11 protein-coding genes are annotated in these 13,755 nt (G+C 70.5%); 9 read left to right on the top strand and 2 right to left on the bottom strand.

Annotated features, from left to right (window positions below):
- The 8 genes from EDF46_RS04025 (at position 1) to EDF46_RS03990 (ending at position 10,886) form a co-directional block, all read left to right on the top strand.
- On the top strand, positions 1–1,269 hold the full coding sequence (locus EDF46_RS04025; protein ID WP_123504952.1) for a DUF58 domain-containing protein: 1,269 nt from the start codon (positions 1–3) through the stop codon (positions 1,267–1,269).
- A gap of 4 nt (positions 1,270–1,273) precedes the next feature.
- Positions 1,274–3,508: a DUF3488 and transglutaminase-like domain-containing protein gene (locus EDF46_RS04020; protein ID WP_158614141.1), complete on the top strand. Its 2,235-nt coding sequence runs from the start codon at positions 1,274–1,276 to the stop codon at positions 3,506–3,508.
- An 11-nt stretch (positions 3,509–3,519) separates the two neighbouring features.
- Positions 3,520–4,059, top strand: a complete 540-nt coding sequence (locus EDF46_RS04015; RefSeq protein ID WP_233579808.1) for a DUF177 domain-containing protein — start codon at positions 3,520–3,522, stop codon at positions 4,057–4,059.
- Between the two features lie 65 nt (positions 4,060–4,124).
- Positions 4,125–4,328, top strand: coding sequence for a 50S ribosomal protein L32 (gene rpmF, locus EDF46_RS04010; RefSeq protein WP_055958861.1), 204 nt, complete (start codon positions 4,125–4,127; stop codon positions 4,326–4,328).
- A gap of 40 nt (positions 4,329–4,368) precedes the next feature.
- A complete protein-coding gene (rnc, locus tag EDF46_RS04005; RefSeq protein WP_123504950.1) occupies positions 4,369–5,094 on the top strand; it encodes a ribonuclease III in 726 nt (241 codons plus the stop codon).
- A 5-nt stretch (positions 5,095–5,099) separates the two neighbouring features.
- Complete coding sequence (gene mutM / locus EDF46_RS04000) at positions 5,100–6,059, top strand: bifunctional DNA-formamidopyrimidine glycosylase/DNA-(apurinic or apyrimidinic site) lyase (RefSeq protein WP_123505192.1); 960 nt, start codon at positions 5,100–5,102, stop codon at positions 6,057–6,059.
- Positions 6,060–6,207: 148 nt separating this feature from the next.
- Complete coding sequence (smc, locus tag EDF46_RS03995; RefSeq protein WP_123504949.1) at positions 6,208–9,744, top strand: chromosome segregation protein SMC; 3,537 nt, start codon at positions 6,208–6,210, stop codon at positions 9,742–9,744.
- Between the two features lie 74 nt (positions 9,745–9,818).
- A complete protein-coding gene (locus EDF46_RS03990) occupies positions 9,819–10,886 on the top strand; it encodes a PrsW family glutamic-type intramembrane protease (RefSeq protein WP_123504948.1) in 1,068 nt (355 codons plus the stop codon).
- Positions 10,887–10,940: 54 nt separating this feature from the next.
- Here the strand turns inward: EDF46_RS03990 and EDF46_RS03985 are convergent, their stop codons facing one another.
- Positions 10,941–11,519 (bottom strand): histidine phosphatase family protein, encoded by a 579-nt coding sequence (locus EDF46_RS03985; protein WP_123504947.1) that lies wholly within the window; start codon positions 11,517–11,519, stop codon positions 10,941–10,943.
- A gap of 125 nt (positions 11,520–11,644) precedes the next feature.
- On the bottom strand, positions 11,645–12,643 hold the full coding sequence (locus tag EDF46_RS03980) for a TerC family protein (RefSeq protein WP_123504946.1): 999 nt from the start codon (positions 12,641–12,643) through the stop codon (positions 11,645–11,647).
- Positions 12,644–12,874: 231 nt separating this feature from the next.
- Here EDF46_RS03980 and ftsY point away from each other — a divergent pair, with 231 nt between their 5' ends.
- Positions 12,875–13,744, top strand: a complete 870-nt coding sequence (gene ftsY / locus EDF46_RS03975; RefSeq protein ID WP_123504945.1) for a signal recognition particle-docking protein FtsY — start codon at positions 12,875–12,877, stop codon at positions 13,742–13,744.
- Positions 13,745–13,755 lie beyond the last annotated feature (11 nt).

Here is a 13,755-nt window from a genome sequence, read left to right as displayed (position 1 = left end):
GTGCGGCGCGCACTCGCCGAGCGAGCGAGGGGCTGGCCGAGGCCGACCCCGCGCGGCCTCGGCGCGGCCGTCGCGGGCCTGGCAGCAGCCGTCGTCGGCTATCTGCTGAGCTCCATGCCGCTCGTCTTCGCGGGCGTCGCCCTCATCGCCGTGGTCGTCGCCGCTCTGGTCTCCGTCGGGATAACGATGCCCGAGCTCGTCATCGCTCGCCGCTTCTCGCCCGACCGGGCCGTCGCCGGCTGGTCGGTCGTCGAGACGCTGAGCGTGTCGTCGCCGTCGTCGACCGGGCACGTGGCGCTGCGGGTGCGCGAGAGCGTTCCGTGGCGCAGCATGCACGCCGACGAGGCGATGGTGGCCGAGATCGAGCCCGGCCGGGTGGTCCGCCTGACGTTCGAGCACGACGACCTGCCCCGAGGCCGGCACCGCGTCGGTCCTGCCCGCATCGACGTCATCGAGTCGTTCGGCCTTGCTCGGCGCCACGTCGAGATCGTCGGCCGCGGCGAGCTGGTCGTGTTCCCCGAGATCGTCGGCACCGGTGGCGGCCGCGAGTCGGGTGCCCTCGGCGAGGGGGCGCGCCAGCGCCGCGACCACAGCCTCGCCGGCGGGCAGGACGATCCCATCACACGCGAGTACCGTCGCGGCGACCCCATGCGCCGCGTGCACTGGCGCGCGACCGCCCGGCAGGGCGAGCTCATGGTGCGGCAGGAGGAGCAGCACGCGCTTCCCAGCGTCCGCGTCGTCCTGCCCGTCGCCAAGGAGAACTGGCGCGACTGGCATCCGGCCCTCGGCTCGGGCGATCCGGTCAGCGACGGCTTCGAGTGGGCGGTGTCTCTGACGGCATCGCTCGCGCTCGAGTACGGCATGGCCGGCTCGCAGACCCGCGTAGTGACGCTAGAGGGCAGCTCGGTGGGTGTCCACGACCCCTCGACGACGCCGCTCTTCTTGGAGCGCCTCGCCGACATCGCCCTCGACGACCCGGTCGACGACCGCAGCCCGGACGCCGCACCGCGCGAGCCCGTCATCGCCATCGTCTCGAGCCTCACGCCCGGCGACCTGGTGCGCCTCGGCCACGCGCGCGGCCCCGGCGTCGGGGGAGTGGCGATCGTCGTTCATCTCGACGGCGACCCGCTGACGCCCGACGACACCGACCGCGATGCGCCGCGCCACGTGGCCGCGACCCTCCGCCAGACCGGCTGGCGGGTCGTCGAGACCGACTCGGCGGGCGACCGCGAGGCCGTCCTGCACGCACCGGGGGTGCTCGGTGGCTGAGCGCGTGCCCGACCGGTTCGCGCCCGGGAATGCGCGCTGGGGGCTGACCCTCGTGCTCTGGCTGACCCTTCTCACGTCGCTGGCGAGCCTGCACCCGCTCTTCCAGGGCTCCTCCTGGTGGTTCGTCCCGGCAGTGGTGTCGGGCCTCGTCTTCGCCGCGTCGGCTGCCGCCCGCGCGGCCCACTGGCCGTCGGCGGTCGCCTCGCTGGCCGGCCTGGTCGTGGGGCTCGTCGCGTCGACGGTGATCGTCCAGGGCGGCACGGCGATCGCCGGCATCATCCCGACCAGCGACACCGTGGACCGCATCCGGCTGCTCGTTCAGCAGGCGGAGGACGCCATCGTCAGCGACCAGGCGCCCGTGGTCGTCGGCGACGCTCTGCTCGCCGTGATCGTGGTGTCGGTCGCCGCGGCGTCCGTGCTGCTCGACGTGCTCGCGCGGGTGAGCCGCATCCCGGGGCTGACCGGCGTCGTGTTCGCCGTCGTCATCCTCGTCCCGGCGCTGATCCCGAACATCGACCCGGCGTGGGTGTGGGTCGTCGCGACCGTCCTCGGCTACATCGCGATCCTGCTGATCTCGACCGGCCGGAGGCCGTCGAAGGCCAGCTTCGTCACCGGTCTCGCAGGCATCGTGGTCGCGGGCATCATCACCGCTCTCCTCCCGGCGTCGCTGGCGTCGCCGCTGACCGGCATCGGCACCGGGACAGGCATCTCGACGGGTGTCAACCCGGTCATCAACCTCGGCAAAGACCTCCGGCGCGGCGACCCGGTCACCGTCCTCACCTACAGCACGTCGGCCTCGACCGGGCAGTACCTCAAGCTCGTCGACCTCGTGGACTTCTCGGGCACCCGCTGGAGTCCCTCGGCTGTGACGCTCGACTCCGCCGACAGCGTCGACAAGCTCCCGGCTCCCTCCGGCGTCTCGGCGGGCACGACGAAAGACACCGTCGACACCGACGTCTCGGTCACTCTGCTCCGCAGCCCGTATCTGCCGATCCCCGTACCGGCCACCAAGATCAGCGGGATCGGCGACGCCTGGAAGTACGTGAACGAGTCGGGCGTCACCATCCGCAGCGCGACGCAGGGCTCCCAGGGCCTCGACTACTCGGTGACGTCCAAGCCGGTCGACCCGACGACGCAGCAGATCATCGACGCGCTCGGCGAGCAGTCCGCCGACATGTCGAAGTACCTCGACGTCGACGGAGTTCCTGCGTCCATCACCCGCCTGGCGAAGCGCGAGACCTCGGGCGCGGCGAACAAGTTCGATGCCGCCGTCGCCCTGCAGGACTACTTCCGCAACGGCGACTTCACGTACTCCGAAGACACGCCGGTGCGCGAGGGCTACGACGGGTCGGGCCTCGACATGGTCGAGACGTTCCTGCAGCGCAAGAGCGGCTACTGCGTGCACTTCGCCTCGGCGATGGCCGTCATGGCGCGCACCCTCGGCATCCCGTCGCGCATCGCGGTCGGCTTCCTGCCCGGCACGCAGGTCGGCGGCAGCGACGACTGGACCGTCACGAGCAACGATCTGCACACCTGGCCCGAGCTGTACTTCCAAGGCCTCGGCTGGATCCCCTTCGAGCCGACGGTCGGCCAGGGCACGACCGCCAGCTACCTGACGCAGACGGGCACCGACACGAGCCCGTCGGCGTCCGCATCGGCGACGACCGAGCCCAGCGACACCGCCTCGGCCGAGGCCACGCCGACCAGCACGGCCGCGAGCAACGCCGCCACGGCGACCTCGACGAGCTCTGCCGACGCGCAGTCGGCCGGCAGCGGCACGACCGTCGGGGGAGTGCCGCTGACCGTCGGAGCCATCGCCATCGTGATCCTGCTCGGGATGCTGCCGTGGTGGCTGCGGACGTCACGCCGACGCCGCCGCCTCACTCAGAGACCACCCGACTCCGCCCTCGCCGCCTGGCGCGAGATCGTCGACACGGCTCGCGACCTCGGGCTGCCCGTCGATCCGGCGGCGACCCCGCAGCAGACCTCTGCCACCCTCGCGAAGGCCGTCGCGCCTGACGACCTCGCGCTGGCGGCGGTCGACGCGGTGCGGCGCGCCGTCGAGGAGGAGCGGTTCGGCTTCGCCGATCAGCGCGCCGGAACTGAGGCGCAGGACGCCGCCCGCGAGGCCATCCGGGGCCTGCACCGCACCAGCGCGCCGCTCGCCCGGGTGCGCGCCACGGTGGTTCCCATCAGTCTCTTCGTCGAGGCTCGCCCGAGGGCGGCGCAGGGAGCGTAGACTCGATCTTCGTGCCTCATTCCACTTCCTCCCCGTACGACGTCACCGTCTACGACCTCATGCGCAGCCCCGGCTCCATGCGCGAGGCCGATGTCGAGGTGACCGTGCCCTCCAAGCTCGGCGAGGGCGTCATCGCCGTCGCCGAAGGGGCGACGATCGATCTGGGCCTCCGTCTCGAGAGCCTGCACGACGGCATCCTGGTCACCGGCCACGTGTCCGGAGACGCTGACGGCGAGTGCAGCCGGTGCCTGAAACCGATCACCGAGAGTGTCGAGGTCGATTTCGCCGAGCTTTTCGCGTATTCTGACGACGAAGCCTTTGACTATCGGGTTCAAGACGATCACGTGGATCTTGAACCAGTCGTCAGAGACGCAGTGGTCCTGTCACTGCCCTTCCAACCGGTTTGCCGGCCTGATTGCCCAGGTCTCGACCCCGAAACGGGCGAGCGGGTAGAAGACCTGGTCGACTACCAGCCCCGCGAAGTGCTCGACCCCCGGTGGTCAGCTCTCAATCAGCTCGTCGCTGACGCGGACTCCAAGCCCACCGAATAGCGTGCGCCCGGCACAATCCTGTGCCACGGCGAACCACATCCGACCAACACAGAGAAGAGACAGTCATGGCAGTTCCCAAGAGGAAGCAGTCGCGCGCCAACACGCACGCCCGCCGTTCGCAGTGGAAGGCCACGCCCGCCACTCTCGTGAAGACCATCGAAGGCGGCAAGACCGTCTACAGCCTCCCGCACCGCGCGAAGGTTGTCGAAGACTCCGCCGGCACCGCCCTGTACATGGAGTACAAGGGCCGCAAGGTCGCCGACATCTGAGTTCTTCTCAGACAATTCGAGTCGACTAAGCTTGGCTTCCATGAGTCAGCCCGATCACGCACCAGTGCCTGATCGGGCTGATCTGGTTAACTTCCTCGACGTCGCCGTCACCCCCGAGCTGCTCGAGCTCGCGCTGACCCACCGCTCGTACGCGTACGAACACGGCGGGATCGGCAACAACGAGCGCCTCGAGTTCCTCGGCGACTCGATCCTCGGGCAGGCCGTCACGGTGATGCTGTTCCGCGAGAACCCCCACCTCGACGAGGGCGACCTCGCTAAGCGCCGCGCGAGCCTGGTCTCGACGGTGGCGCTGGCCGAGGTGGCTGCGCACATCGGCCTCGGCCGGTACCTCCTGCTCGGCCGCGGCGAAGAGATGACCGGCGGGCGCGAGAAGCACTCGATCCTCGCCGACACCGTCGAGGCCATCATCGGCGCCACCTACCTCGACGCCGGGGCCGCCGCCGCGACCGGCCTCGTGATGCGCCTCATCGCCCCGCTGCTGGCCGACCCCGACCGCTTCGGCGCCGCGATGGACCCGAAGACGAGCCTGCAGGAGCTCGCCTCCGCCCAGGGTCGCGGCATGCCCAACTACCTCATCACCGACTCCGGTCCCGACCACGACAAGCGGTTCCACGCGATCGTGCGCCTCGGCAAAGACGAGATCGCCGCCGGTACCGGGAGCAGCAAGAAGATGGCCGAGATGGCAGCGGCTCTCGAGGCGTGGACTCAGCTCAGCGTCCCGCCGGTCGCGCCCGACCAGATCTGACCCGCGTGCCCGAGCTCCCCGAGGTCGAGGTCGTCCGTGCCGGCCTCCAGCCCGCCGTCGCGGGTGCGGTCGTCGAGCGCGTCGAGGTGCTCGAGCCGCGCAGCCTGCGCCGCCACGAGGGCCCCGCCGACGACTTCGTCGCACGGCTCGAGGGGGCCGAGCTGCGGGGTGCGGTGCGGCGCGGCAAGTTCCTGTGGCTCCCGTTCGAGTCGGCCACGGGCGACGACAGCCATGCGCTCGTCGCCCACCTCGGAATGAGCGGGCAGGTCCTGCTCCGCGACCGCGACGCGCCCGACGACCGTCTGCTGCGGATCCGCCTCGATCTCGACCACCCCTCGCTCGGGCCGCAGCGCCTGGCGTTCGTCGACCAGAGGATCTTCGGCTCCATGGCGCTCGACGAGCTCGTCCCGACCGCCGACGGGCGGGCTTCCGGGTTCGCGGGGGCGTCCCTGCTGGGGGCCTCCGCCTCGGAGTCACCGGCGCAGGATCCGCCCTGGCTCTCCGTCATCCCGCGCCAGGTGGCCCACATCGCCCGCGACCCCCTCGACCCGGCGTTCGACGAGGGCCTCTTCTTCACGCGGCTCGCCGCCCGCGCCTCGGGGATCAAGCGCGCCCTGCTCGACCAGACCCTGGTCTCCGGCATCGGCAACATCTATGCCGACGAGTCGCTGTGGGCCGCCAAGCTCCACTTCGATCAGCCGGCGTCGTCGCTGTCGCGCGGCAAGGCGAAGCTGCTGCTCGTCGAGATCCGCGACGTGCTGTTCAAGGCCCTCGCCGAGGGAGGCACGAGCTTCGACGCCCAGTACGTCAACGTCAACGGGCAGTCGGGCTACTTCTCGCACAGCCTCAACGCCTACGGGCAGCAGGGCAAGCCGTGCCCCCGCTGCGGCACCCCCATCCGGCGCGTCTCCTTCATGAACCGCGGCAGCCACTTCTGCCCGCGCTGTCAGCGCCGGCGGTACTAGCCCGCGGCGGCGGTAGAGAATCCCCGCCGGAGCTGCAGGTTCCCGCCGCCGCGGCGGGTCAGCAAGCAGGACGAACCGCGCCACGCCGCTACCCTAGGGGGATCGCACGGCGCAGGGCCGCGCGGGCGCCGACCAGAGGGGAGCCCCGGTGTACCTCAAGAGCCTCACCCTCAAGGGCTTCAAGTCGTTCGCCCAGCCGACCACCTTCGCGTTCGAGCCCGGGGTCACCTGCGTCGTGGGGCCGAACGGCTCGGGCAAGAGCAACGTCGTCGATGCGCTCGCCTGGGTGATGGGGGAGCAGGGCGTCAAGACCCTCCGCGGCGGCAAGATGGAGGACGTCATCTTCGCCGGCACCTCCACCCGCGGGCCGTTGGGCCGCGCGCAGGTGATCCTGACCATCGACAACAGCGACGGCGCGCTCCCCATCGACTACACCGAGGTGACGATCAGCCGCACGCTCTTCCGCAACGGCGGCAGCGAGTACGCGATCAACGGCGACAACTGTCGACTGCTCGATGTGCAGGAACTCCTGAGCGACTCCGGCCTGGGTCGCGAGATGCACGTCATCGTCGGGCAGGGCCAGCTCGACGCCGTGCTGCGCGCCACCCCCGAGGAGCGCCGCGGCTTCATCGAGGAGGCTGCCGGCATCCTGAAGCACCGTCGCCGCAAAGAGAAGACGATCCGCAAGCTCGAGGCGATGCAGACCAACCTCACGCGTCTGAGCGACCTCGCCGGCGAGATCCGGCGCCAGCTGAAGCCGTTGGGTCGCCAGGCCGAGATCGCCCGCGAGGCGCAGGGGATCGCCTCGATCGTCCGCGACGCCCGCGCCCGTCTGCTGGCCGACGAGGTCGTCGGCCTCCGCACCGTCCTGACGACGCAGTCGGCGAGCGAGAACGAGCGCAAGAGCGAGCGCATCGTGCTGCAGGAGCAGCTCGACCAGAACAAGATCCGCGAGCAGCGCCTCGAGCAGGCGATGGTGGGCGACGCGGTCGACGAGGCCCGCCGGGTGGCGTTCGGCCTCGAGTCGGTGCAGGAGCGCCTCCGCAGCCTGTCGAGCCTCGCCAACCAGAAGCTGACGATGCTCGCCCAGCAGGCCGACTCTCCGGGTGTGGCCACGACGGTGTCCGCAGGCATGGTCGCCGACGCGCGCGATGAGTCGGAGCACCTGCAGGCGGGTGTCGCGGAGGCCGAGCTCGCCGTGGCTAGGGCCGCGGCGGATGTCGCGACGACGCGGGCCTCGCTCGACTCGCTCGACGACGAGATCGCCGCCCAGAGCGCTCTGGTGTCCGAGCACGACCTCGAGGTCTCTCGCCTCGGTGCGGCCGTCGAGGTCGCGCGCTCGAAGCTGGCCGCCGTGCGCGGCGAGCAGCTCCGCCAGACGAACGCGCTCGAGGCGTCCGAGGCCCGCCGCGAGACCTCCCGCGCCGAGTTCGCCGCTCTCGAGAAGGAGTCGCCCGAGGCCAGCGGCGACGACGTCGACCATGCCGCGCTCCAGGCCGTAGCCGACGAGCGGGTGTCCACCGCGCAATCCCTGGTCGACGAGCTCCGCGAGGTCCTCCACGGCGCGGAGCGCGAGCGCGACTCCCTCGCCGCCCGCACCAGCGCCCTGTCTCTGGCGCTCGATCAGAACGACGCGTCCAGCGCTCTCGTGGCGGCGGCCCGCCCCGGCGTGACCGGTCTGGTCGCCGAGCACGTGCAGGTCGAGCCCGGCTTCGAGGTCGCCGTGGCCGCGGCCCTCGGGTCGGTCGCCGACGCGGTGCTGGCCGAGACGCTCGACGACGCCGTGGCGGCCGTCCGCCACGTCACGGACGAAGAGCTGGGCCGGGTCGAGGTCGTCGTCGCGACGCCGTCGCGCGAGACCGACGGTCTCCACCTCGACCTGCCGTCCGGCGCGGTCGCCGCCACCTCCGTCGTGGCCGGTCCGGCCGGTATCGCGGCGATCCTGGCGACCACGGTGATCGCCGACGACCTCGCAGTCGCGGCCGCCGTGCTCGCACTCGGCGGCGACGCGCCGTCGACCGTCATCACCCGCGCCGGCGAGGTGCTCACCGACTTCGTGGTCCGCGGCGGGTCGGCAGGAGGACGCTCGCGACTGGAGCTCATCGCCGACCGCGACGCCGCAGCCGAGGCGCTCACCGGCGTGAGCGTGACGATCGAGAAGTCGGCCGCGCAGCTCGACGACGCCCGCCGCGAGCTCGCCGAGGCCCGGACCGCCGCCAAGGAGATCCAGGCGGCCGCTCGCGAGCACGAGAGCCGCCTCGCGGCCCACGGCCAGCGCGCCGGGCGTCTCCGCGCTCGACTCGAGGCGGCCGAGGCCGAGGCCGAGCGTCTCTCGGCGGCGCTTGCGACGTCGGCCGAGGCGGTGCACCAGGCCGAGCGCGTCGTGGCCCAGGCGACGAGCGCGCTCGAGGAGTACGGCTCGAGGCCGCGCCCGATCCTCGACGTCTCGGCGCGCGACGGGGTCCTCGCCGAGGTCGAGAACGCGCGCGGCGTCGAGATCGAGAAGCGGATCCAGCTCGAGACCATCCGCGAGCGTGTCCGTGCCGAGGTGTCACGCGCGAACGAGCTGCAGCGCCAGCTCGAAGAGCAGCGGGCCGCCGCCGAGGAGCACGCCCGCCAGACGGTGGTGCGCCAGCGTCAGATGGCCGCGACGACGGCCGTGCTCGACGCGCTGCCCGCCGTGCTCGACGCCGTCGACCGCTCCGTCGCCGAGGCTCGTCGGGTGCTGGCGCTGCGCGAGGCCGAGCGGTCGGGGCAGAACGACGAGCTCGCGGCCCTGCGCCGCGACGAGCGCGCCCTCCGTGACCGCCTCCACACTGTCACCGAGAGCGTGCACGGGCTCGAGATGGAGATCTACGAGAAGAAGCTGCACCTGTCGAGCCTGCTCGAGCGCGCCGGCTCCGAGCTCGGCCTCGTGGAGTCGGTCCTGATCGACGAGTATGGCCCCGAGGTGCCGGTGCCGGGCACTGCCGAGGGCGACGAGCCGGTCGCGTACGTCCGCGACGAGCAGAAGAAGCGCCTGGCGGCGGCCGAGCGGACCCTGGCTCAGCTCGGACGCGTCAACCCCTTGGCGCTCGAGGAGTTCGCCGCTCTCGAGCAGCGCCACAAGTTTCTGACGGATCAGCTCACCGACCTCACCTCGACCAGGAAGGACCTCCTGACGATCATCGACGAGATCGACGAGAAGATGCAGGTGATCTTCGGCAGCGCCTTCGACGACACGCGCGAGGCGTTCAACCGGGTGTTCCCGATCCTCTTCCCGGGCGGCAGCGGCTCGATCCACCTCACCGACCCCGAGAACCTCCTCGAGACCGGCATCGAGGTCACGGTCAAGCCCGCCGGCAAGAAGATCGAGCGGCTCTCGCTGCTCTCGGGCGGCGAGCGGTCGCTTGCCGCGGTCGCGCTGCTCATCGCCATCTTCAAGGCGCGCCCGTCGCCGTTCTACATCATGGACGAGGTCGAGGCGGCGCTCGACGACGCCAACCTCGGCCGTCTGCTCACCATCTTCCGCGACCTGCGCGAATCGTCGCAGCTCATCGTGATCACGCACCAGAAGCGCACGATGGAGATTGCCGACGCCCTCTACGGCGTCTCGATGCGCCAGGACGGCGTCTCGGCGGTGATCGGCCAGCGCGTGGTCAATCCTCATGAGCGCGGCGCCGAGGCCGAAGCCCAGACCGCCTAGCCCCGAACCGGGTCAGGGCGCCCAGCCCCGAACTGGGTCAGGCCTGCCCGACGAGCCCCGCGTAGCCTCGGAGGATGCGCGCGAACTGGCCCCCGCCCCTCTGGCTTGAGTCGGAGATCCCGGCGAAGAAGTGGCTCGGCCGCTGGGGAGGCCTGTGGATCGCCGCGGGCGGCACCGTGTTCTTCCTCTTCCTGATCCTGGTCGGCGGCCTCCTGCTCGAGAACGGCGCCGCGATCACGGTCGGCCTCCTGGTCGGCTCTGTCACCGTCGCGGCCGCGTTCATCTACACGATGGCGTACCGCTTCGTGCCGCGCGACACCATCGGGATGCCGCGCCTGCTGCTCGCCTTCGGCCTCGGCGGCCTCATCGCCGTCGCCCTCGGATCCTCGTTCGACTCGCTCCTGAACAAGGCGACCGGCGGGGGAGCCCACCCCGGCCTCACCGTCCTCTGGCTCGCCGGCATCTCCGAGGAGCTCGCGAAGATCCTCGCCGTCATGGCGGTGTCGTGGAAGCTCCGCGACAAGAGCATGCGCAACGGCCTCTTCCTCGGCGGCGCGGTCGGCCTCGGCTTCGCCGCGCTCGAAGACCTCGCCTACGCCGTGAGCTTCTATCAGAGCCCGCCCGCGCAGCTGCACCTCACCCCGATCCTGGCGGCACTGGTGCTCGTGCCGACCCGCGGCATCCTGACGCCCTTCCTGCACCCGCTCTACACGGCGCTGTTCGCGGCGGCCCTGTTCTCAGCGTCGAGGGGCGGGAGGTTCTGCTTCCGCCCGATCGTGCTGGTCGCCTACCTCGGCGTCTCGCTCGCCCACGGCCTCTGGGACGGCGCCGCCGGCACCCTCCAGGTCGTCACCGGCCCGGCGCAGTACCTCCTGGCGATCGTCGTCGTCCTGCTGGTGTATCCCGGCGTGATCGTCGGCACGGGCCTCGTCTGGATTAAGGTGGCTCGCCGGGCTCGTCACGCGTTCCACCTCCGCGTCGTCTGGTGGCTCGCGCCGCCGCCCTCCGGCGGCTCGCCCCTGCCGCCCGGTCCGCCTCCGGGCCGCCACGCGGGCCCGCCGACCGCTCCGCCGCTTCCGGTATCGGCCCCGTCGGCGGTCCCGGCAGCCTGGGCGCCGCCCGCCCCGCACACGCGCGCGTAGACGCGGAAGCGCCCCCGACTCGTCAGAATCGAGGGCGCAGGAACTCGCCGACCTCTACGCGGCCACCCCGACCGGCTCGCCGTTCACCGTCAGCACGCGCCACTCGCCGTCGGCCCACTCGACCGTGTTCGCCGCGGCGTTGTGGATGTGGCCGACCTCATAGCCGAGGATCGCCGACAGGGTGAACCGGATGATCGTTCCGTGGCACACGACGACGATGTTGCTGTCGTCGCCGTCGAGGGGGAGGCGCGTGTCGCGGATGTCCTCGAGGGCGCCGAGGCCGCGCCGCGCGACCGACTCGCGCGGCTCGATGTCGGGGAAGTCGGCGTTGGGCTCGTCCGGGATCTTCGTCTCGGTGATGGTGCCCTCGCGCGAGGCGTAGTCGCGCTCGATCAGCTCCGGGTAGGCGTCGCCGAGCTCGATGCCGAGGTCGCCGGCGATGATCCGCGCGGTCTCCCGGGCGCGCCCGAGGGGCGATGACACGATGGCGGCCCAGTCGTAGGGGGCCAGGAGCTCGGCCGCTGCGTGCGCCTGGGCGCGACCCGTCTCGTTCAGGGGGATGTCGCTGGAGCCCTGCAGCTGGTCGTTGAGGTTCCAGTCGGTCTGTCCGTGGCGGATCAGTTCGAGGCGCATGTCTTCTTCAGTCTTCTTCTCGTCGATGCGCGCGGAGCGCGCGGGGGACGAGGGCCGGGCCGGCCCTCGACACCATCGCTGGTACTCCAACGCTGGATGCGGGGCCGGCCCTCAGGGTGCGTCGACTAGGACGCAGCGACCTCGTCTTTCTTCTTCGCGTCCGCAGCCGACTTGCGCAGGCTGAGGACGGTAGCGACGAGGATCGTGAGCAGGATGAACCCGAGCGAGAACCAGATGGGGATCTCGGGGGCCCATTCGACGGACCGACCGCCATTGATAAAGGGTACTTCGTTCACGTGCAGAGCGTGCAGGAGGAGCTTCACGCCGATGAAGGCGAGGATCACGCCGAGACCCTGGGCCAGGTAGACGAGCTTCTCGAGCAGGCCCGAGATGAGGAAGTACAGCTGGCGCAGGCCCAGCAGCGAGAACGCGTTCGCGGTGAACACGATGTACGGGTCCTGCGTCAGGCCGAAGATCGCGGGGATCGAGTCGAGCGCGAACAGCACGTCGGTGAGGCCGATCGCGACCATCACCAGGAAGAGCGGGGTGAAGAGGCGCTTTCCGTCCACCTTCGTGGTGAGGCGGTCCTCGACGTAGTCCTTGCTGGTCGGGATGATGCGGCGGAGGGTGCGGATCAGGCGGCTGTCGGCGTCACCGGAGTGGTCTTCCTCGCCGGGCTTGACCTGGCTCCAGGCCAGCCAGAACAGCAGGATGCCGAACAGGTAGAAGACCCACGAGAAGTTCTCGATGATGACGACGCCCAGCGCGATGAACACGCCGCGCGAGAGCAGGGCGATCGCGATGCCGACGAGCAGCACCTTCTGCTGGTAGATCCGCGGGACCGCGAACGCGGTCATGATGATCAGGAAGACGAACAGGTTGTCGACGCTGAGCGCCTTCTCGGTGATCCAGCCGGCGAAGTACTCGCCGCCCGGCTCCCAGCCAGCGATGACGCCGATGCCGACGCCGAACAGGATCGCGATCGAGATGTAGACGACCGACCAGAACGCCGACTCCTTGATGGTCGGCTCGTGCGGCGTCTTGACGTGACTGTAGAAGTCGAAGACCAGGAGGCCGAGGATGCCGGCGATGGTGATCGCCCAGACGAGGAATGAGGTTTCCACGATGTTCCTTCAGTGTTGGGCCCTGCACGCCGTTTCACCGGTCGCTTTATGGCAGGGCTGTTCACTGAAGGTCTCTAACGCCCCTACACAAGTGCCAGGACCAGCGGTACGGAACCAGGTCTTTCTGGAACGTATTGACGACACCGCTGCGTTGGGAATACTCCCCTTCAATGACGACAACGCTACGCGACGGCGAAAGCCGTTCGCAAGCTCCCGGCTAATGTTGCAGGCATGGCAAATCCCTGGTCCCTCTCCGGTGCCCTCCGCGGCGTCTTCAGTCGCAAGACGATCGACGACACGACGTGGGACGACCTCGAGACCTCCCTCATCGGCGCCGACTTCGGCCCCGACGTCACCGAGCAGATCACCGAGCACCTCCGCGAGCAGGTGGCCCGGTACAACACGACCGACCCCGCCGACCTCCGGCGCATGCTGCGCGAGAACCTCGAGGAGCGCCTGTCGAAGCTCGACTCCACGCTGAAGCTCTCGAACCGCCCGGCGGTGGTGCTGGTGGTCGGCGTCAACGGCGTCGGCAAGACCACCACGATCGGCAAGTTCGCCAAGTTCCTGCGCAATTTCGACCGCACCGTCGTCGTCGGGGCGGCCGACACCTTCCGTGCGGCGGCGGTCGAGCAGCTCGGCACCTGGGCCGAGCGCGCCGGCGTGCAGATCGTGAAGCCCCAGCAGCAGGGGCAGGATCCCGCGTCCGTCGCGTTCCAGACGGTCGAGAAGGCCATGCGCGAGAGCATCGAGATCGTCATCATCGACACGGCCGGTCGCCTCCAGACCAAGGCGGGGCTCATGGACGAGCTCGGCAAGATCAAGCGCGTCGTCGAGAAGCAGACCGAGATCGCCGAGGTGCTGCTCGTGCTCGACGCGACGACCGGGCAGAACGGCCTGGCGCAGGCCGAGGCGTTCATCCAGCACGCCGGCGTGACCGGGCTCGTGCTCACCAAGCTCGACGGCTCGGCGCGCGGCGGGTTCGTGCTGGCGGTGCAGGAGCAGACGGGCATCCCGATCAAGCTCGTCGGGCAGGGGGAGGGGATCAACGACCTGACCGGTTTCACGCCCCACGTGTTCGTCCAGAACCTCATCGGCTGAGTCTGAGTTAA

Origin of the sequence: Frondihabitans sp. PhB188, assembly GCF_003752365.1 — a bacterium.
Taxonomy (GTDB): Bacteria; Actinomycetota; Actinomycetes; order Actinomycetales; family Microbacteriaceae; genus Frondihabitans.
The sequence above is the reverse complement of the archived record's forward strand: the minus strand, read 5'-3'. Positions and strand labels throughout refer to the sequence as shown.

Bases quoted from the DNA above. Each gene is read 5' to 3' on its own strand.
- rpmF (WP_055958861.1), top strand. From the start codon at position 4,125: ATGGCAGTTCCCAAGAGGAAGCAGTCGCGCGCCAACACGCACGCCCGC.
- rnc (WP_123504950.1), top strand. From the start codon at position 4,369: ATGAGTCAGCCCGATCACGCACCAGTGCCTGATCGGGCTGATCTGGTT.
- EDF46_RS03990 (WP_123504948.1), top strand. From the start codon at position 9,819: ATGCGCGCGAACTGGCCCCCGCCCCTCTGGCTTGAGTCGGAGATCCCG.
- EDF46_RS03985 (WP_123504947.1), bottom strand. From the start codon at position 11,519: ATGCGCCTCGAACTGATCCGCCACGGACAGACCGACTGGAACCTCAAC.
- ftsY (WP_123504945.1), top strand. From the start codon at position 12,875: ATGGCAAATCCCTGGTCCCTCTCCGGTGCCCTCCGCGGCGTCTTCAGT.